This is a genomic window from Bacillus sp. ES1-5 (genome assembly GCF_022487605.1).
Taxonomy (GTDB): Bacteria; Bacillota; Bacilli; order Bacillales; family Bacillaceae_G; genus Bacillus_A; species Bacillus_A wiedmannii.
Window position 1 is genome coordinate 148581 of the sequence record NZ_JAKVPU010000003.1, and the last position, 22129, is coordinate 170709.

Sequence of the window (22129 nt, forward strand, 5' to 3'; positions counted from 1 at the left end):
ACACGGTTTCTAACTGTATGACCCCGGAGAGGCTCGAACTCACGACCTCCACCCTGTCAAGGTGGAGGTCTTTTAAATAATCTAGTCTTCTCTTTGTATTATAAACTCCCAAAACTTTTTTAATTCCTCACGTTTTTGAGGAGTCGCATTTTTTATATCTTCAAACCATTGATAAAGCTCAGGATCTTGTATTTTTGTAACTTGTCTCATTTCAGTTGTACCAAGGAGGTAATCAATTGATACTTCAAAGAAAGTCGCTAATTTTATCAATGTATTATAATCAGGTTCTCGATTTCCTTGTTCATACATTGCATATGTAGTTCGAGCAATCCCTAGTTGTTTTGCCATGTCTTCTTGACGCAGTTTGCGTTCTTTCGAAGATTGTGTAGTCTAGTGCCAAACATATGCTACCTCCTTTTAGGTGTTTTCTATATCAATTATAACGTCACAATATGTAACATTTAATAAAGTACACGAAATGTGTAAAAAATATTGAATTTATACTTATTTTTATGTAATATAATTATTAGTTACACATTTCGTGACAATGGAAGAGGGGGAATAATGAGGTTTTGGTTATTGGAAAAACGTAAACATAAAGAGAAAACACAAGATTATATTGCATATGAGGCAAGAATATCTAGGAGTATGTATGCGATGATTGAAAGTGGTGAAAGAAATCCAAGTGTTCCTGTTGCAAAGAATATAGCTAAGGTACTAAATTTTGATTGGATTCTTTTTTTTGAAGATTAATGTCACGATTCGTGTAATTCGAAACATGATAAGTTATGTTTCTTTATTGTTTTCCTAAAACGAAATAAATTATTAATTATTTTTAAGAAAATATTAGATAAGGGAAGTGTTTAAATATGAATATGAAAACATTTGAAATGCGTGAAAAACGTTTAGCGGAACTGTTGGGAGCAAAAGTACTATGGGAGTTTATAAGTGCTGTAACAGAGGGTATTGAAAAGCAAGAGTTAGGGTCTACACCAGGTTTATTAGAAGATCTATTCATACATGTGAAAGAAACTATTCAAATTCAAAATATGAATCAACGCATAACAAAAGCCCCTGTAAAAACAGAGGCAGATGATATAAATAAAGATACATTATTTATGGAAGCATATGTAGAATTAATTAATCATAAGTTTATTATTTCTGAATTAGCTGTAGAGCTTTCATCTGTTCTAAAAGAATTAAATTGTTTTGTTCAATCATCTTTGCCACAGCTTCAAAGTGAGCTTGATTCTCAAGGACCTCAATCTGCTTCTCTTTAGGGAGTGATTGGAGTATTTCTTTTATTTCTTTACACTCATATATGTCATTCGCTGAGTCTTCGATTAATTTATTGCGACGATTGGTGTATTCAAGTGCACCTAAAGTCGCTAATGCACGAGGATCTAATCCTAGAATTTCCATGTATTCCTCTCCTTTCCTCTACAAATAATTCGATAGGGGGAAGGAGATTCCTTTAGTAATCTGTAGAGTCTTTATACAGTTATATAAATTGTTAATGATTAGTGGACATGTTATTTAGCGGGAATACAATAGAATTAGACTTAAAAGAGCTTCTTAAAAGGAAGAGAAGAAAGGGGAATCCAGTAATTCTCACTCTTTTTTCTTAAATGCTAAATATGACAAATTTGTTTTCTATTATCATGAATTTTACATGGGATTCTTTAAGGAAGATTAGATAGCTATAGGGTATGTAATATGAATAGATAAATGAAATGAAAGAGAATGGTAACCGTCAGTATTATAGGGAATATTAAGGGGTTATTAGGTAATTTGTTTTAAAGTGTTTGAGGGTGGGAATCTATGTATCACACGTTATTTAAAAAATAAAAGATTAGACATTAAAATAGGGAAAAGTATTTAAGTTACTGGTGTAGATGAAGTAATGGAGCGTATGAAATTAAAACATGATGAAACATGTTTTAATAAATAGAAGGGAATCTTGAGGTAAGCTAAGCAGAGAAAAAAGGCATGCTGAGACGGGGACTATTGAATTCGAAGAAGTTAAAGTGTAAAAGGTGTCACTTATGTAAAAATAACTATTGTTAGTTTACTCTATATAAAAAAACAGCTGCACAAAAGTACAGCTAGTCTTCTACACAAATTTATATGGCCTTGATGACGAATTGGGATTGAGGAATATATAGTAATTGAGCTGCTAAGGAAGCTGTTGTGTTAGCAAATGGGTATGTTTCCTTATAAAGAAAACTACTATACACTATTTCATTAATTTCCAAGGTCGTAAACAGTTTTTTTAGGATGTTTTGAGAAATCTTATTTGTACAAGCAGCAATAAAATCAAAATCTTTTTTACTTATTTCTTGAATTGCATGTGAAAGAAGGCTGGTGACTATCCCACTTCCCATCCAATCTGGATGACAAGCGCCCATATCTAGATAGACCAATTTTTCTTTATCTAAATGAGAAAACTCAATAGATTCTGTCTCTAATGTATCTAAAAGTTGAAAAATAGGTTCCATTTGCGGGCATAGTTCAATTGCTTTCTCTGTATCTATTAGTGGCTGGGTTACTTTTTTTGTTAAAAGAACACCGACAATTTGAAAATTTTCTATTGCTACAAATGACATAGCTTGAGATACAGCTTGTTTCATCATTTCTTCACACATTTTGTGAAAAGGAGCAAAGGGAATTTGTAAACTGCTTACAAGAGGTTCGTTATTCACAAAAGAATGTGCAAGTAAATGTGCTGCATCTTTCACGTGGTGTGTATCTAGTAGCTCTATATTCATATGTTTTTCCTCTTTTCCTGATATAGTTAATAGTAATTATAAGAATAAAGATTTTTATTTAACTTAGTTAAATTTAACTATTAAAGCGCTAACAAATATGATTATTAAACATATGAATAAATCTGTTTAGTAGAAATCGAAATATTTTTATAAAGAAATTCTACGATATCATCTAAACATTCAACAGTTGTATATGGAGAGATAGAAAAGAATTTTAATGTGGAAATCGGATTTCTATCGCTACTGTTTAATACATCTACTACACAAGAACGAGTTGTATCACCAAAAAATACTTGATCGCGATTTTTTCCTAGATAATTAAATAGTTCTATATTTAATCGGTTTGTATCCTCAATCTCTTCTTTTGTTGCAAGACCTATTCGTTCTTTTTCCCAATTTTCTTGGCCATCTCCATTCATATAGAAACGGAAGGTTGTAATTGGTCCATATGTAAAATCATTAGTGATTGCGACTTGAGGTAGAGCCTCACGCAACTTCTCTCTAAATAATAGATTTACACGGACATAATTTGCTAATAATTTTTGATATCCTTCAATTCCAAAGGCTAATAGATTGATATACATGGGAATAGCGCTACCAGCACGTGAACATTCTAAGGTATAGCCTGTATGATAACTACCATATGATCTATTACCAAGATAAGGTGTATCATCTTGTTCAATGTCCATCAGTTCTAAATCAGTATGATTTTTTACGATTAAAATACTTGAAGCATAAGGTGTTTGTCCTAATTTATGAAAATCAAAACATATACTGTCTGCAAGGGACATATATTGCATTTTATCTTGCACGTATTGTAAGGCATTTTTCACATTAGGTTCAAATGAGAGTGAATTTTCTTCAAAACTATAATTATTAAAGAAACTATAGAATCCGCCCATTGCAGAATCCGCATGGATATAAATAGGTTTTAATTTATATTTTTTTTGTATTGCTTCAGCACTCTCTTTAATCTTTTTTATATCATCAATGGTAAATGTATCTGTTGACCCCATAGTAGCTAGAATATAAAGGGGGATACCTCCATTTTTAATAACTTGTATCATTTTAGCCTCTAAATCATCTATATCCATAGAACTTGTATAGGGATCAGTTTTCACTTTTATTAAGTGATTCGATCCTATGCCAGTTGCTTCAGCTGACTTTAATAAACTATAATGTGCATTTTCAGAAGCAAAGCAATAAACATTTTGTGGAGCACCATGTTCTTTTGCTAATGGGAATTGTTTAGAAATTGCTAAACGTAAGCTCGAAAATACACAACCTTGTCCACCCCATGTTGTATAACCACCGCTATTATGTGGATTATAGCCAATCAGTTTTGAAAGCATGGATACAACTTTTACCTCTGCTTCAGCTGCCCCTGGGCCATAGACATCCCAAACACCATTACCATTTAAAAGGGCCATGGTTAGTAAACCTAATAGTGAAGGTATACTTGGTAGTGGTACAGCGTTAGACAAGTAATATTTATTTGGATAAGGATGTCCATTCATAAATTGGTTTAGCTCTTCTATAACCTCAGACATAGTGATTCCATCTAGTGGAATATGACTTTGTTGAATTAAGCTATTGTAGTATCCTTCTGATTTTTCCTCACATTTACCTAAAGTAGCTCGCTCTTCATTTTTTAATTGGTCAAGATTTTTAATTATTTTCTGCATAGATTCTAATAAAAGTTTTTGTTTTTCTTCATTTCCGTCAACGCTTGGAAATAATTTTAAAATATCTTGCATGCAGTCACTTCTCCTTGTGAAAAACTGGATTTTTATTTTACTTGGTTAAACATAAGGGAATAATAATTTGTAATTGCCCTTTTGAATACTTAGAAATGAGGAGCTATTTAGAAAAAAATGTAATTCCATAGAAAATTATATGAACTATGGAATTTAAAGTAAAGAAAAATTTTTTGATTTATTTTTAAAAAAGTAATTGTGAAATAATGAAGTTTCTAAAAATATATCTGAATTAATTGTTTATTTAATTTATATGTTGTCCTAACATATATTTAACTAGTGTAGTAGATATTTTAATATAATGTAGAACTATTATAAGGTAGTTGAATATAAGGGCTCAACTACCTTATAGACTGTAGATATTGTTAGGAAAAGATAAAAAAATAAGGTGGAAGTGTTAAAGATATGTTCTAGTGGAGAAGAAGTAGTAGTATGGATTTGATAGTAAAATTAGCATGAATTTTTATGGAAGAATAATTAATGGATCAAAGTTTTTTAATGAATTCAATTTCATTATTTAATAATAATGGACGAGTTAAGTGTAAAGAATTTTCTTTAACCTGAGTAGAATTTTTTGCACCAGGAATCGCAACTGAAACGGCTGGGTGGCTTAAAACATAACGTAAGGCGATTTGCGCTAGACTTCGATTTGATCGTACAAGTGAACCTAATTTCTCTACTTTGTTTAAGCTATCTTTAAACCACTTTTCTTTTGGCCAATCTTTTCTTAAATCATCGTCTGGAAATTGAGTTCCATGATTAAATTTCCCAGTTAAAATGCCCATCTTAAGTGGACCTCTTATCACAGCACCTAAATTATGTTTTTCAATATAGGGAAGGATGTCTTTTTCAGGTTCTTTATTTAAAATACTATAATCGAATTGTACAACATCTAAATCATCATTCTGATTAAAATGTTTAATATAATCTAAATCATTAGTAGAAACGCCAACTGCTCTCACTTTGCCAGATTTTTTTAAGGTTTGGAAAGCTTGTAGAAAGGCTTCTGTTTCTTCAGGTTTATCCCACCAAATATGACAAAAGTACACATCTATATAATCCGTTTTAAGCCGCTGTAAACTAGCATCAAACGCATCAATGATCTTTTGAGGGTCTCCATAAACCGCTGGTTGATTTGGATCATAATGATGACCAATTAATCCACCTTTTGTAGAAAGAATGATATCCTGCCTACGTTTATGTATAGCTTTTGCAACGAGTGTTTCACTATGACCTAATCCATAAACGTCAGCAGTGTCAATAAAATTAACCCCTAGGTCAATTGCTTTATTAATTGCATCAATGGATTCATTATCTTTTACTACTCCCCATTCATCGCCACCAATCGCCCAAGAACCAAATCCTATCTCTGAAACTATTAATCCCGTGTTACCTAATAATCTATATTCCATTATGAACGAACGCCTCCTATTCAAATTATGTTATTAGAAATATATATAGTGATCAGTTGGAATATTCTTGAATTTGTTTTCGGGATATAAATTAGGCTATTTACCTTAATAAATATATGTAAGATTACTGTATAAAAATAAATTAGAATTATTAGTTAAATGGTTTTTTATGCTTAAATTGAATAAAAGTATGAACTATTACAGCATAATTATGAGTTTTATTCATGATTTTAATAACTATGCAATAAGTGAAATAAATGTTGAATTAAGTCGGAAAATATACATTTACAAATTGTAGAATATGTACATATAGTTGTAACTGTAAATATTATCCGTTTTGAAATATTTATAAAAGGAGAAATTCATATGAAGGAAATACAAAAGCAATATGAAATTGTAGAAGAATTGGATGCAACAGTAGGGCAAGAAGCATTATGGATAGCTCATCAAATGGAATTAGAAAATGGAATGAACAATGAAGCTACCATAATAAAGCTAAAAGGAGATCTTCAAATAGATACCCTTAAGAAAGCGCTTACTTTAATGGTACAATCTCACCCGGCGCTACGTACACTATTTATTAAGAGGGACGAAAAAATTAAACAATTCATTCAAAAGAGTATAGATTTTGATATGCCAATTAAGGATTTAACTGCTTTTAAAAACACAGAACAAAAATTTATTTTAAAAAAATTCTTAGGCTCTATAGTGAATGAGAAATTTAATTTAGAAGAAGGGCCTTTGTTTAAATTCCACATCATTAAATTTTGTGAAGATGAATTTATTTTACATATGATTTTTCATCACATTATTTATGATGGATGTAGTTTAGGAATTTTTATCCAACAATTGTCTCATACGTATTGCGAATTACTTCAAGAAAATACGGGTTTAGTATTAGAATCTCCTTATAAGAGCCTTGTAGAATTTGAGGAAGGTTTTATTGACAGTGCAATATATAGAGAAGGATCATCCTATTGGAAAGATTATTTACAAGGTAAATTACCTCCTACAGAGTTTCCTGCTACTATTAATAAAATGAATGAACCGATATATACGAACAAAAATATAAGCAAGAATATTGATGCCGATCTATTTTATCAAATACAATGTTTTGCTAAAAGAAATAACATAAGTGTCTATCGGGTTATGTTAAGTACTTATTGTGCCTTGCTTCATCAAATGACAAATGCTGAAGAAATTATTGTAGGTATTCCAATTAATACTAGACCACAAACGGAAGAAGGGAATGCTTTTGGTTATTTTGTTAATACATTACCTATACGTATAACAATAGAAAAAGGTGATACATTTAAGGGAATACTTAACAAGGTGAATAAATCTGTTCATTTGGCTATTAAGTATAAACATAATCCATATTCACATATAGTAAGAGGTTTAAATCTAAATAATAATAGACATCATAATATGATTTATTCAACAGCATTTAATACGGTAAGGATACCTCAATTGAAAATTCCCGATATTGAGTCCACAGTTTTAACAGATTGTAAAAGAGTAAATCCTTTTAACATGACCTGGAGAATAATGAGATATGAAGGGGAAACAGAGAATAAAATTGAGATTGACTATAATTCAGCATTATATAATCCAGATAGTATGAATGATTTAGTTGAAAGATATATATATTTGTTGCAAAAACTAATGAAGAATGTGAACGAACCTATCCATTCATTGGATTTACTTTTAAAAAAGGATCATCGTTTATACAAAGATATAAACTCAAATACTCTTGCATATCCTAATTTAAAAACAGTAGATCAATTAATTGATCTACAAGCATTAAAATCGCCAAATCAAATAGCGATTTCAATGGGGGATAAATCGATTACCTATTATGAATTGCAGCAAAGGTCAAATCAAATTGCGAATTATTTACGTGAAAATGATATAAAAAAGGGACAGCGTGTAAGTATAACTATGGTGAGAGAGATCGATACAATTGTATGCATTCTAGGTATACTAAAATCAGGTGGAGTTTATGTACCAATCGATCCAAAGTTTCCTGAAAAAAGAATAGAATTTATATTAAAAGATAGTGAAAGTCAAATGATTATTACAAAGAAAGAATTCAGGGGATTAATTGAAAGTTTTGCGATTCATACAATTTATCTAGAGGATTTTCATTACACTGATTTTATAGAAAATATTGCGTCTACACATACCATAGAAGATGCAGCCTATATTATCTACACATCAGGTTCAACAGGTTTACCAAAAGGTGTCGTTGTACCACATAGAGGAGTAATTAATTTATCATATTCATTAATGAATCAATTTCATTTAGGCAAAAATGATGTATTTTTACAATTCGCAACGATGATTTTTGATGCCTCTATTATGGAAATGTTTCCGATTTTGTTATGCGGAGGAAGAATGCATGTAATTTCTGAAATGAAAAAACGTTCTGCAGAGGAGTTTATAAATGTCATTAACAAGAATGGTATTACATATGTTCTTTTACCAACCGCATTTTTTAAATTAATAGCTGATATGTCAAAAGAAATGTTGCTGAAATTAAATTCTTTAAAATGTGTATTTGTAGGAGGGGAAACATTACCTGCTGAATCAGTTCGTAAATGGCAAAGTAAAATAGGGTTAAAGATTCCGGTTCTTAACGCATATGGTCCTACTGAAGCCACTGTATGTACAACCCTATATGAAGTAAATCATGAGATAAAAGAAGAAAGTTCTAATATCCCAATAGGTAAACCAATTGCAAATAGTAAAGTTTTCGTGGCCAGTCCGTTTAACACGCTATGTCCGCCAGGAGTAGTAGGTGAGTTATTCATTGGTGGTGATGGGGTTGCTAAAGGATATATAAATCAAAAGAAAAAAACAGAAGAGGCATTTATTTCTTTCGAAAAATCATATAATCGCAATAAAAAAATATATTGTACTGGGGACTTAGTACGCCTTTTACCAAATGGAAACTTAGAATTTATCGGAAGGAAAGATAATCAAGTAAAACTACGTGGGTATCGAATTGAGCTTGATGAAATAGAAAGAGCATTATTTAAACACTCAGAGGTAAAAGATGCAGTAGTAGTAACTTATCGAAATGACAAAATTGCTAGCTTTTATGTATCAAAAGACAATACAGAGATAAAACAAGAGAACTTAAAAACATTCTTAAGTGAAAGATTACCAGATTTTATGATGCCAAATTATATATTTCATCTTAAAACATTTCCATTATCATCAAGTGGTAAGATTGATAGAAAAAAATTAGAATCACAAATCCCATCTTTACTTGAAAATATGCAAAATCAATATATACCACCAATAAGTGGCACAGAAAAAAGGTTGGCAAAAACATGGTCAGAGATTTTAAATTTAGGGAAATATAGAATCAGTAGAGATGACGACTTTTTTAAACTTGGGGGACATTCATTAATTGCTGTGCAAGTATTAAATCAAATTCAAAAAGAGTTTCATTTGAAAATAGAAATTAGAGATATTTTTGAGCATACAACAATTGCTAGTCTATCTGCTTACATCGATAAATTAATGGAAGTAAATCATGATAGGGAAGAACAGAAGATGCAAATATTAAAAGTTGCAGATAAGGAAAGTTATCAGTTATCAAGTGCTCAAAAAAGAATCTGGTTTTTAAATAAATCAAACGCTATTAATAGAGTATACGATACACCACTACACATATATATTGAGCCGAGTTTGAAAAAAGATATTTTACAGGACGCCATAAGGTTTTTAGTTGAACGACACGAGATGCTCCGAACAGTGTTTATTGAAAAAAATGGGGAGCCTAGACAAGTCATATTAAAATCAATAGCGATTGACCTAATACACCATGAGATTGAACACATGGCTAAAAAGGAACAACAAGAATATATACGTAGAACAATAAATCAAACGGATCATACACCATTTGATTTGGAAAATGGACCGCTTTTCCGGATTAGAATTTTTAATCTTGATAAGAAAAAATCCTATTTATATATCAATTTACATCACATTATTACTGATGAGTGGAGTGTAAGGAATTTATTAGATGAATTAATGAAGGTATATAGTGCCTTTGCTAAACGAAGAAATCCTGAGTTGCCAACTATTTCTAATCGATATGTAGATTATGTTGAGTGGGAACAGGAGCAGTTAAAATTAGGTCGGTGGGATACAGAAAAATCTTATTGGATGGCCGAACTTGCAGCACCTCTTCCTATACTAAATCTTCCTTTAGATTTTAGTAAGAATCATCAAAGTACAAATAGAGGTACAGTATTTGAAATGAAGTTAGATAATAAAATGAAAGAGTCTTTGAAACAAGTGTGTGAACAAGAGAATGTTTCAATGTATATGCTATTTTTGGCAGCATATATTCAATTGTTACATTATCTTACGGATCAAAAAGACATTATTGTAGGTACACCGGTTGTTGGAAGGAATTATCAAGAATTTGAACAAATACAAGGATTTTTTGTAAATACTTTAGCTATTAGAACACAATTAAATGATGTGAAAAATTTAAAACAGCTATTAAAAGTAGTGAGAGAAAAATGTTTGAATTCTTTCCAAAACCAATCATACCCATTTGATAAAGTAATTGAGCAAATAAATCCTGATAGAAGCTTTGGAAATAACCCGATCTTTTCTACTATGTTTAGTTACCAGAAAGATATTTTGCAACAACATGATGCGTGCAAGCTTCAATTGTTACCTAATAAACAAGATGTTAGTAAGTTTGACATTTCTCTAGCTGTTGAAGAAGGATCGGATTATGTAGAGATTTCATTTGAGTATAATATTAATCTTTTCAAGGAAGAGTCAATTAATAGGTTTACTCAAAATTTACTTAATATACTGGACGCATTTATTCATCAAAGAACAGTGGAATATGAGAATCTTTCATTCCTATCACAGGAAGAAGAATCTCTATATAAAAAGGTAAATCAGACAGAAAGACCATATCCTTATTTTCAAAATATACAGGAGCAATTCTATAAGCAAGTAGAAAGACATTCAAATCGGATTGCTATAGCGACTGAAACAGAGTCTTTAACATATAGGCAATTAAATAGGAGTTCTAATCAAGTAGCTCAACATTTGCTTGATAAAGGTATAAAAAAAGGTGACAAGGTAGCCATATTTTTAGATAGAAGTATGAATAGTATCGTTTCTATGATTGGAATATTAAAAGCCGGTGCTGCCTATATACCAATCGATGTAAAATACCCTGAGGATAGAATAAATTATATAGTAAGTGACAGTGAGGCATGTAGAATTATAACGAGTAACAAATACAAAAGTCATTTGAATTTAAGTGATTATAAGGTTTCAATAATAGAGGATATATATCGTACGACTATAAATGATAATGTGAAAATTTTAAATAAACCAGATGACTTGGCCTATGTAATTTATACTTCAGGATCAACAGGAAAACCAAAAGGTACATTATTAACGCATAAAGGAGTATTAAATTTAGTTGAATGGAGAAATGAAGTATTTCAGATTTCTCCAAATGATAAAGTAACACAGTTTTATTCCCATAGTTTTGATTCTTCTGTATCGGAAATTTTTTCTACCTTGTTAAATGGGGCAGAACTGTATGTATTAAGTGATGAACAGCGCTATTCAACTGTCGCATATGCTCAAGCCATTCAAGAAACACAAGCAACTATTTCTGACTTACCAACAGTATTTTTCAATGAATTATCGACTTCATTAACTAAACTGGATAGCGAAAAGATACGTTCTTTAAGATTTATAATAATGGGAGGGGAAGCTGTATCAACAAATGCTATTAGAAGTTGGCAAAATACTTTTAAAAACCAAATACAACTGGTAAATGAGTATGGTCCTACTGAAGCAACCGTTTCAGCAATGTATTATTTCATACCAGTTTTAGAAGGCGAAAATAATCTTTTAGGAAGCGTACCGATTGGTATACCAATTTCTAATACAAAGGTTCATATATTGAATTCATATATGCAAAATTGTCCGGTAGGGAGCATGGGTGAATTATATATTGAAAGTGTAGGATTGGCCCAAGGGTATTGGAAGCAGGAAGAGAAAACAAAACAGGCATTTATTTCAAACCCATTTTCAGAAGACAATAGTAAAAGATTATATCGAACAGGTGATTTAGCAAGATGGTTACCAAATGGAAATATAGAATTTATGGGAAGAAAAGATAAGCAGGTTAAAATTAGAGGGCACAGAATTGAATTAGGAGAAATAGAAGATGCAATGTTACAACTTGAGGGGATAAGTCAGGCTGTGGTAACACAAACGAAAGATGGAATGTTACTGCAAGCTTATTATAAAACAGTGAACGGTATAGGGATAGAGAAAAATAAGTTAGCTTTACATTTATCAAATGTATTGCCAGAATATATGGTCCCTAAATATTACTCTCATGTGTTAGAAATACCAAAAACGGCGAATGGGAAAATTGATTTTGAAAAACTATCAGAAATAGAGTTTGATCATGAGCAAAACGATGAATGTATACTTAAGCCTCAAACTAAAGTGCAAAAAAATATTGCAAAAGTATGGTCCGAAGTTCTAAACATTAAATCTATAGGTTTAAAAGATGATTTCTTTAATTTGGGTGGACATTCTTTAAAAGTTATGCCGGCATTAGGAAAATTAAAACCGTTATACCCTAACTTGAAAATTCAAGATTTCTTTAAGTATAGAACAATAGAAAAATTAGCCGCTCATATTGAAACGATGGAAGATATGTCGTTCAAGATAGAGAAAAATATGAATGTGGCATGTATGGAAAATGAAACGAAAATGACTCCTGTTTATAAAACAACTAAATTAGAAGAATGTGAGTTAGATATGGTGAATTATCCAAAGGCAGTTTTCCTTACAGGAGCAACAGGATATTTAGGGGCACATATTTTAGAACGGTTATTACAGTTGCCATCTATGACTATTTACTGTTTAGTAAGAAAAAATGAGAATCAAATAATTGATGCAAAGTTAAAAGAAAGAATGGAGTTTTATTTCGGTAAAGAAATCCTCCAAAAGTTGAAGGAGAGAGTAGAATTAATTGAAGGAGATTTATCTTTGATGAATCTAGGTCTAGATTCAAATCAATTGGACCATTTAAAGAATAAGGTAGAGTCAATCATACATTGTGGTGGAGAAGTTAGACACTATGGAGAACGTGAGCATTTTCAAAAGGTAAATGTTCAGTCTACAAAATACTTATTGGAATTAGCTAAGAATACAAATGCACGTTTTCATTATATATCGACTTTAAGTGTAGTAGGTCAGGCTGAAAGCGATCCAAAAGAATTCGAATTCTTTGAGTCTAATTTTGATCGAGGGCAAAATTTAGATAATGTGTACTTAGAAAGTAAGATTCAAGGCGAGAAAATGGTCAGAGAAGCAATGGAAAAAGGAGTTCGTGCCACGATATACCGTGTGGGAAATTTAGTGGGCAACTCTAAAACGGGTAAATTTCAATATAATATAAATGAAAACGCATTTTATAGATTATTAAAAGGGATATGCCTATCTAGCATAGCACCTGAAATCAATACGTATGTAGATTTAACGCCTGTAGACTATGGAAGTTTAGCTATTACTGAATTATCCTATAAGGTCAATGCAGTAAATAAAACTATGCATATTTGTAATCCAACTCAGCTAAAATGGGACCAATTTATTAATAGTTTACAAGCTTTTGGATACGATATCCTGTTAATGAAACAAGAGAAGTATATAGAGAAGTTTTTTAATACGAATCTAACTACTGATGAACAGAAAGCTTTAGAGCTCATAATGCCTTTATTAGAATCTGTAGAAGAACTATCAGTAGCTATACCATCTTGTTCGTATACGCAAGGATATCTGAAGAATGTACATTGTTTAGAACCAAATCAAGAATATATCAATTTGCTATTACATTACGCTATGAGTATCGAGTTTTTACCAGCCATTAAAGAACCAATATTGCTATAGAATATACCATCGATTTTGAACAGATTGGTTTATAAATATGAAGTTTTGAATATTTGTTTACTTTCTCTTATTATTTGGAAAAGTAAAAAGAACTTGTAGTTTTATCTACAAGTTCTTTTCGATTAAAAGGTTTATACATTTAGTTGGTTGGATAATATTTCAATTCTTCACATTACTAACAGAAGAAATTAACCAAGACAAATAATTCTTTTCAATAAGAGAAAAAATACAATTTTATATTAAGACCAAATCCATCGATCATCAGTTAATGCTTGAGAATCATTAACTTTTTCAATCTCATCTGTTATCGACCACTCATTACTTCTTTCAGCGTTCGCCATATGAACTTTAACCTTTTCACCTACATTAAATTTCTGCCCGTGTGTCAAATAAACTGTAACATTACGTTTGCTTCCGTCATTTCCAGTATATTGAACAATTACATAATTATATTCTTCTATTCCAGATTTAAACTTATCTACTTTTGTAACATGTCCTATTTCATATTCGTATGCAAAAACATGTTTTAAATAACTTCCTTGGTGTAATGTATCAGTACCTTGAACCTTTTCAATTGACTCTGCAATCATATAGTCCGTAAAATTACGCATCATTGCACCAGTAGCTTTTACTTGATCACCAACTTTTACATTTGGTGTAGAGTTTAAATAGATACTAATAGGTTCTGAATACTTTGTTGACTCAACAGAGATAACATTATCAGTAACCTCAACTACACGCCCTTCAATTGTTGATAAATTTGACTCGATAGAAGCTGCACTTGCTTTTGTTACTTCTAATCCTGGTAGATTTGTGCCTGCAAGAGCTGCAATTCCTAATGCACCAGCTAAAATGATTTTTTTCATACCTTATAACATCTCCATTCCGGTTGTAGTTAAATGCGCAGTTAGGTTTAATTCGTAAATAACTTTCGTATATCACCTAACATGTAATCATTATAGTTACAATAAGAATGATTATCAACTACAATTGAAATGTAATTTTGCATAATAATAAATCTTGATTTAATAATTTATCATTCAAATGGAAATGAAGATGTGTATGTATGAAAGTGTTACCGTAGAGCAAAAAAGAACCTTCGTGCGAAATGGGGAAAGAAAAATCCTAGGTGTAAATGGTGTGGAAATACATTATATTAAAAATACAAAAACTGGTGAATTTGATGATTTTAAATTTAAAGATAAAAAATGAATAAGGAGCGTTTATTATGAAAGTAGCTTGTTTGTACAACACTGGAGATTATCTAACAAAGGCAACCGAGGAAATATTTAACTTAGTTATTAAGAAGGAATATATTGTTTATGGCATATGTAAGTTACACAGTGGTGAATTAACATATTTAATCTTAGGAGAACGTGAAAATATGCCATCATGGTATCCAGCAGAATTATTTAAAATATCTGATGCGTTACAACCTATAGAATGGTATTGTGCAGAACACAGACATGTCAAAGATACAACTATAGATTATATATGGGGATATAAAGAGTTAGCCTTGGATGATACACATGCTCTTGGTTTAATAGAAAGAGAGAGTAAAGATATGGAACTATTTTTAAAGCGTAAAGCTGAAATTGATGAATTTGAGGAATTGTAATAGTAAACGAATGAATTGATTAACCTATAAAAAGCGTAGAAATTAAATATTTCTACGTTTTTTTGTACATAACATTTAAATAAACAGCTTATTTTTGGAAAAGTTGAAAGATATCATTTATGTTGGCGCAAATATCTATTACAATGTATTCTATATAAAAAATGCACCTCCAATTGTTAGACTGTGTCTAACAATTGGGGTGCACTTCAAAGTGCAACTACTTTTTCATAAAAACATTATGATTCAAATAACACCTTTAGCGTAAACTTGCGCTTAATGGTACTTGAGAATAAACTGTGAAATTGTTACCATAAGTACCGTGCCTTGAAAATGAGGAAGAAATTGAACCGTTCCAACTTTTGTAGGTAGCCCCAGATGTATCTGTTCTTAGAAGTACGTTTGAAAAGCTAGCTTGGCTAAAGGAATTACGTCCAGTATCTTCAACCCCCTGAACCATTTTTACTGGTTCATATTGAGAAAATGAGCCATATACAGGCTGATTTGCATATCTAGGGTTTCCATTTACATACATAGTAACCGTACCATTTCCGTTATTAACGAGTTTAAGGTTTACTCGGTCACCATCTTTAATTGATTCATCATACTGTGTGTTCCAATACTTACTGTTTTGACCTGATTCATTATACCCTGAATTTAGAAATACTTTATATCCACTTGGTGTTTTGGAAATACCACCCTCAACTTTAGATGCTCCAATACCTAAATACCAATTCACATACCCATCTTTAACAACGACTGATTTTGGTAGATTTATATCAGCTGCAATTCCAGTATAGGTACTATTTGTAACGCTTTTTACAGCACCTTCTGTAGCTGCAAAACTAGTAGTTGAAAACATTGATAGAGAAATTAGAAGTGAACCAACTAGATACACCATTTTTTTCTTACTTTTTCTAAATACTTGATTCATGTTAGATCCCCCATATTTTAAATTATTAAATTGTATGGAAAGTTGGCCAACTAACTACAACTTACAAATTAAAGATATATCAGGTTTCATTTAATGTATATATTTTCCTGTTATAAGTCATTGAAATGTCAAATGAATTAGATTTTTCATATTTATCAATATAGATGGAGTTGACAGAATAAAGTGTTATGTCTATTTAAATGTAAGAAGATTTTGTTAAAAATCCTATAAAAACCTATAAATGTATTGAGGATAATATGTACTACGATCCATTTAGGAGAGAGGAATATGGAATGAATATAGGGAGATTTTTCAATGGGTGGATCTGATATATTTAGAAATAGATTAAAAACAAAGGAAATAAATGAATTGTTTTTCTTAAGGAATTCATTGAAATAGTTCGTAGATGAAAGGAAATATATGATTTATAAGACATGGATTTCCTATATAAAAGAAGGAAGGGGATCCAGCTATGGGAAATACAAATACAAAATCAAAGCTAGATAATGCAGCTATTGAAGAGGTTATTGAGGCATTAAAAGATGAAAATGAATGTTTATGTATGGAAATCGAATACTTAAAAAAGTTAAAGGTCTTCCTTCAGAAAGAGATGGAATTACAGAACAAGACAAAGTAAGAGTAATTTATCTTACCAAATTCGAAAGTATAGAACATATTAAGATAGTATTAGATAATTATAGAGGTCATTACAATCGCAAAAAAATCAAAGTACACTAAAAAGAATGAGTCCAGTACAATACCGGACTCACATTCAGACAGCCGCTTAATTTTTTGTTTAATTCTTCAGGCCCAGCTCATCATAGGCGATCGATTGTTGGCTTGCTACGCTCAGTGATTGTTATTCTTTAACTCATCTCATATTACGTTAGTTTAAGTATTGAGAGTAAAAGAATAGGAATAGAAATATTAATGTTTTGCTAAATAACCTATTAAAGAAACTTAAAGGAATAACAAGTTCTCCTATTGTAAGGATTTTAAGTTTATCCTTATTTAGTCCTTTTATTAATTCTCTTAATGTTTGGAAGTTTATTTTATTAACGAAAGACCAACTTGGCCCAGCTTTTGTATCTGAACCTATTTTGAAAATGATATGAATACTATGTGCATGAAAACCGCTTATTATTAAAATAAGCATAAATCCTAAAATAATAAACCAAGTCATTTTTCAACACCTCCTTTCAGTATCTAATATTAAGATATTAAAACTGTTGAGAAAGTGTGCTATTGTCCATGAAAAATATTGAGAATTTGTTGAGGAAATGTTGAGAATGTTGCAATGCGATTGATTGTAGGGGAGTTAGAATTAATAATGGTTGTCAGATTATATGAGTGAAAAAAGGAAATAGGAAAGAGAACAGTTGCGTAGACTGTTCTCTTAAGGAGCGGAAGTGCTGAACATTTTCAATGACAATGATTCAAGCATTCCGCTAATAGTATGTGTATATATTTGCAGTTCATACAAAAAGGCAGCTATAAAAAATAGCTGCCTTGCCTCAGGGAGAATTCAAAAAAATTAGAGATTCATTATGGAAACAGATTGGCTGTTACCAATCTGTTTGTAGTATTGGAAATAATTTGATAAATTATTCATAAGTTAAAATCTTAATTTATCGCAGGATGAGTGATATGCAAAGTAAAAAGAGCACTTTTTAAAAGTGCTCTTTTTAAGATGGTCATTAGGACTTGAAAGAGGCATCAATGACAACTTAGAAGGAGATATCTCTATACAACATATGGGGATGCTATGAAAGGGTGACGATAAAAAATAAAAAGAGCAGTTAGAATGAACTAACTGCTCAGCTCCAGGGGAATTGGAGACTTGGTTTTTATAGTATTAACAAACTTACGGTGTATTAAACGAAAGTAGATATAGAAAGTTAATTATTAATATTGTATTAGAGCATTTTATTCTTTAAATAGTGTTCCTACATTAGTAACATGAGACTCTCCAATTTCTCCAATTCCCTCAACAGGTATAAGTGGTAAATTATTATTATCTGGTTCATTATTTTTATTCATAGCATTAAAGATAAATTGTGCGTACTGTTCTCTAGACACCTTCATATAAGGACTATAGTCATTGTTACCTGTACCTTCCGCAATATGATTGGAATGAATAGCATGAATTGCATCTTTTGCCCAATATCCATACGGTATATCTTTAAAAGTAAATGCTCCCGTTGCTTTTAATTGGAATGCCTTCGTTAATACAGAAGCCATTTCAGCACGTGTTAAAGTGTCCTTAGGGCGGAAATTACCATGTTCATCTCCAGTGAAGATTCCTAAGTTTGTCAGAGATAAAATCTCCTTTGAGTAATGGGTTGTGAGAGAATTGATATCTGAATAAGGATTAGTAAATCCTTCTTTATTTTCTGGTTTGAGGTAATTGTACATAAGAATGGCAACTTGTTCTCGTGTTACATCATCTCCAAAGCCAAATATCCCATTTCCATATCCAGATAGGATCTGTTTTTCTTTTAAGTCATGTATGGCTGTAAATGACCAGTGGTTTTGTGGTACATCAATAAAGCGATCTTCGGCATGGGCGGTATAATGTCCAATTCCAAGTATTGTTAAGGTACTAATAGATAGTGCAGAACATAATGTAACTAATTTTCTTTTCATAACATTTCCTTTCTAAAAGCAATATATTATTTTAATAAGTACACTGAAACTTTTTATAACTATATATAAATATAATGTATTTAATAGGTATCTTTATGGTAATAGGAATTAGTGTCATATAGAAAAAATAAGAGCACAGAGCATTTAAATAGAATGCTTTTTATTTTGTATAGAAAAAGGAACCCAGTAGGGTTCCTTTTCTTATTCCGATCTATCTTAAGCGCATATAAGATAATATTATTTTACATCTTAATATTAGGAATTACAATAATAAATTAGAGATTACCGTGAGGTGGTATAAATGGGGGAAAACATAAACGTTCCTGCATGCTCTGGTTGTAATAAGACTTGCATGTGGACATTAAATGTCTAATAAGTAAATCAGTCAAATATTTTTCTACTGGTGTATCATCAAGGCTGATTAATTTGTAAATATGAAGTACTACGCTAAAAGATAGAAATACTTACAAATTTTAAAAGAATTCCTTTTGTGTACCAAGAAGCAAAATATATTTATGATAAAATATAGAAAAAGATGATTAAGAAGGGATAATTAAAGTGAAACCAACAATTTATGATGTTGCGGAAAAAGCAGGTGTATCAATAGCGACTGTATCCAAGGTAATTAATCAAACTGGGCGTATTAGTGAAAAAACAATAAACAAAGTAAATCAGGTAATGGATGAATTAGATTACCAGCCAAGTAGTGTAGCAGCAGCGTTAACAGGTAAAAAAACATATACGATTGGGGTACTTGTCCCAGATATCTCAAACCCTTTTTTTGCAGAAGTAGCAAGAGCTTTTGAAAATAGTGCACAAGGATCAGGGTATACACTTATTTTATGTAGTACAGACCATCAAACAAAACGTGAGCATGAATACATTGATTTACTATTTAAAAAGCAAGTAGATGGCATTATTATTGCAACGGAGCTAAATGATTATAAACTTGTAAAAAAAATCGTGAATCGAGATTTGCCACTAGTACTGTTCACTGTAGATCATCCTTCTATCACGACTCATGTTGTGACAACTGATGATATGAGGGGAGGCTATCTAGTTGGAAGTTATCTAACGCAGAAAGGCCATACATCTTTAACGATTATGATGGAGAAGGATAGAAAAAGTAGCTTAGGGAGATTGAATGGTTTCAAACAAGCTCTTACGGATTCGGGGATTTCGTTAGATGATGAGGCTATCATTAGCTGCTATTCGACAGTGGAAGATAGTAAACGTGCAAGTAAGGAATTACTTCATTTGCCTAACAGGCCTACAGCCGTTTTTGCTTGTACAGATTTAATTGCTATATGCCTTATGAATGAAGCAAGAAAACAAGGACTTTCAATTCCGGAAGATTTATCAATAATCGGATTTGATAATACAATTTATGCTGAGATTGCAGATCCGGGGTTAACAACAATTGAGCAGCCAATTAAACAAATGGCAGCCTGTACGTTTGAACAACTGCTAAAAACGATGGAAATGAAGGAGCATGCTAAGCAAAAAATTACAATTATTCCTCAGTTAGTAGAGCGATCCTCAGTAAAGGATATTACATGATAGATTTTTTATAAGCCTATTTGAATGTAACAAAAGAAGGTCATCGTAACTAAGTATAGTTAGGATGACCTTCTTTTATATTTAGGATTTATACAGAGAATTGTTCACCGCTTTTCGTATTTAAATCCTGCTCTATCTCATTTTCCTTTGGAATAGTAAGGAAATGAGTTAAAAATGCACCAAAGAAATACAAACCAGCAAAGATCCACATCACGCCGCCAACACCTAATGGACCGATGAAGACAGTTACTACTAATGGCCCAACGAATGCTGATAATCCTGAACCTAAATTTAAGACAGACATTGCAGCTCCTTTATTTTCAGGAGATAAAGATGGGACTAATGCGGTAAGAGGTACATAACCGGCAAGTGTTGCTCCGTAGCAACAGGCAACAAATAATATTGCCCAATAGTTATGTCCTACCATTTGTGGTACATAATAGAGTGCAAGAGTTACAATACCACAACCGACTCCTCCGAACCATTTAATTGTATTTACCCAACCAAACTTGTCTCCAACAATACCAAAAATAATATTAAACACCATATTTACAAAGAATAGAGTACCCCAAATTTGAAGCCATTCAGTCATCGTAAAATTATATTTCATCATATAGGTAGGCAGGAAAACAACAAATCCAAACTGAGCGGCCGAGTTTATAATTTTTACAATACCGCCTATACCAACTTTAGGATTTTCAAATGCGATGGTAATGCCTTTTAGTAATTCGCTTGATTTGTTAGCGCTTACGGTTTGTGCTTTAAATTTATCCTTATTTACAACAATTGAGAATAATCCCCCGACGACAACAAAAATTAAAGCGCTCCATAATGTAGCGATTTCTCCGATTTTAGGAACCATATAGCTAGAATAAAAGGCTCCTATAACACTAAGCCCTAGCTGGAATACGAACCAGAACCAGCCAACTGCTCTTGAAAGCATTTGTTGAGGAGTACTGTAAGATACCCAAACTAGAAAAGAATAAGCAAATAAAGGATAACCGAACCCTCGTAGGGCATAGCAAATTAATATTACGGGATAATTCATATGTTGAATTCCTATACCTATGAACCCGATTGAGCCTAAAATGAATGATACTAAACCAAATGTCATGACTTTTCTTGGTCCCCACATTTGTACAAATACCCCAGAAAACCAAGAAGAAGCAGATACAGTAATTCCGTAAATAGTAAACAGGAAAGCAGCGTGTTCTAGCGTTAGTCCTTTTTCAACGAGATAAGGGGATAACCATCCCTGTTCTAACCCGTCCCCAATCATAAAAACGATAATCCCTATGTATCCCCAAGTTAAATTAGAAGGGATCCCAATCTTGTCCATAAATGTTTTGTTTGAACTAATAGCGTTCATTCTCCCACCACCGATAAGTTATTTTTTGGTTAAGCGCTTAATTCTTTTTGATAAAAAAAGTATACGCTTACATTATGAGGTCGTCAATCAAATTTTTTGACAA

General features: G+C 31.6%; 14 protein-coding genes and 1 pseudogene. 6 read left to right on the plus strand and 9 right to left on the minus strand.

The window, feature by feature from the left end; translation table 11 throughout:
- Positions 1-81 precede the first annotated feature (81 nt).
- Positions 82-404 (minus strand): annotated as a pseudogene (locus tag MKO96_RS13075) (helix-turn-helix domain-containing protein).
- 160 nt (positions 405-564) lie between these two features.
- Between MKO96_RS13075 and MKO96_RS13080 the strand changes: the two are divergent.
- Together MKO96_RS13080 and MKO96_RS13085 are read left to right on the plus strand one after the other, a co-directional pair.
- The gene (locus MKO96_RS13080) at positions 565-753 is read left to right on the plus strand and encodes a helix-turn-helix transcriptional regulator (RefSeq protein WP_240587661.1); all 189 of its coding nucleotides are present in this window, start codon (positions 565-567) and stop codon (positions 751-753) included.
- Between the two features lie 116 nt (positions 754-869).
- Positions 870-1280, plus strand: coding sequence for a hypothetical protein (locus tag MKO96_RS13085; protein ID WP_240587662.1), 411 nt, complete (start codon positions 870-872; stop codon positions 1278-1280).
- A gap of 843 nt (positions 1281-2123) precedes the next feature.
- On the opposite strand, the gene MKO96_RS13090 is transcribed toward MKO96_RS13085, so the two are convergent.
- The 3 genes from MKO96_RS13090 to MKO96_RS13100 all read right to left on the minus strand — a co-directional run bounded on the left by MKO96_RS13090 (position 2124) and on the right by MKO96_RS13100 (position 5937).
- Positions 2124-2768 (minus strand): DUF1248 domain-containing protein, encoded by a 645-nt coding sequence (locus MKO96_RS13090; RefSeq protein WP_240587663.1) that lies wholly within the window; start codon positions 2766-2768, stop codon positions 2124-2126.
- Positions 2769-2872: 104 nt separating this feature from the next.
- Positions 2873-4525: a pyridoxal phosphate-dependent decarboxylase family protein gene (locus tag MKO96_RS13095; protein WP_240587664.1), complete on the minus strand. Its 1653-nt coding sequence runs from the start codon at positions 4523-4525 to the stop codon at positions 2873-2875.
- A gap of 485 nt (positions 4526-5010) precedes the next feature.
- Entirely contained in the window at positions 5011-5937 is a 927-nt protein-coding gene (locus tag MKO96_RS13100; protein WP_240587665.1) for an aldo/keto reductase, read from the minus strand.
- A 366-nt stretch (positions 5938-6303) separates the two neighbouring features.
- On the opposite strand from MKO96_RS13100, the gene MKO96_RS13105 reads away from it, so the two are divergent.
- On the plus strand, positions 6304-13902 hold the full coding sequence (locus MKO96_RS13105; protein ID WP_240587666.1) for a non-ribosomal peptide synthetase: 7599 nt from the start codon (positions 6304-6306) through the stop codon (positions 13900-13902).
- A gap of 239 nt (positions 13903-14141) precedes the next feature.
- Here MKO96_RS13105 and MKO96_RS13110 read toward each other — a convergent pair whose 3' ends face one another.
- Positions 14142-14768, minus strand: coding sequence for a hypothetical protein (locus MKO96_RS13110; protein ID WP_240587667.1), 627 nt, complete (start codon positions 14766-14768; stop codon positions 14142-14144).
- 362 nt (positions 14769-15130) lie between these two features.
- Here MKO96_RS13110 and MKO96_RS13115 point away from each other — a divergent pair, with 362 nt between their 5' ends.
- Positions 15131-15520, plus strand: a complete 390-nt coding sequence (locus MKO96_RS13115; protein ID WP_240587668.1) for a hypothetical protein — start codon at positions 15131-15133, stop codon at positions 15518-15520.
- A gap of 256 nt (positions 15521-15776) precedes the next feature.
- Here MKO96_RS13115 and MKO96_RS13120 read toward each other — a convergent pair whose 3' ends face one another.
- Positions 15777-16451 (minus strand): hypothetical protein, encoded by a 675-nt coding sequence (locus tag MKO96_RS13120; protein WP_226545981.1) that lies wholly within the window; start codon positions 16449-16451, stop codon positions 15777-15779.
- Between the two features lie 472 nt (positions 16452-16923).
- Here MKO96_RS13120 and MKO96_RS13125 point away from each other — a divergent pair, with 472 nt between their 5' ends.
- Positions 16924-17088: a hypothetical protein gene (locus MKO96_RS13125; protein WP_226545980.1), complete on the plus strand. Its 165-nt coding sequence runs from the start codon at positions 16924-16926 to the stop codon at positions 17086-17088.
- Between the two features lie 249 nt (positions 17089-17337).
- Here MKO96_RS13125 and MKO96_RS13130 read toward each other — a convergent pair whose 3' ends face one another.
- The gene (locus MKO96_RS13130) at positions 17338-17634 is read right to left on the minus strand and encodes a hypothetical protein (protein WP_226545979.1); all 297 of its coding nucleotides are present in this window, start codon (positions 17632-17634) and stop codon (positions 17338-17340) included.
- Between the two features lie 743 nt (positions 17635-18377).
- Positions 18378-19097 (minus strand): S-layer homology domain-containing protein, encoded by a 720-nt coding sequence (locus tag MKO96_RS13135; RefSeq protein ID WP_240587669.1) that lies wholly within the window; start codon positions 19095-19097, stop codon positions 18378-18380.
- Positions 19098-19655: 558 nt separating this feature from the next.
- Here MKO96_RS13135 and MKO96_RS13140 point away from each other — a divergent pair.
- Entirely contained in the window at positions 19656-20657 is a 1002-nt protein-coding gene (locus MKO96_RS13140; protein WP_240587670.1) for a LacI family DNA-binding transcriptional regulator, read from the plus strand.
- 88 nt (positions 20658-20745) lie between these two features.
- Here MKO96_RS13140 and MKO96_RS13145 read toward each other — a convergent pair whose 3' ends face one another.
- Complete coding sequence (locus MKO96_RS13145; RefSeq protein ID WP_240587671.1) at positions 20746-22026, minus strand: MFS transporter; 1281 nt, start codon at positions 22024-22026, stop codon at positions 20746-20748.
- Between the last annotated feature and the right edge of the window lie 103 nt (positions 22027-22129).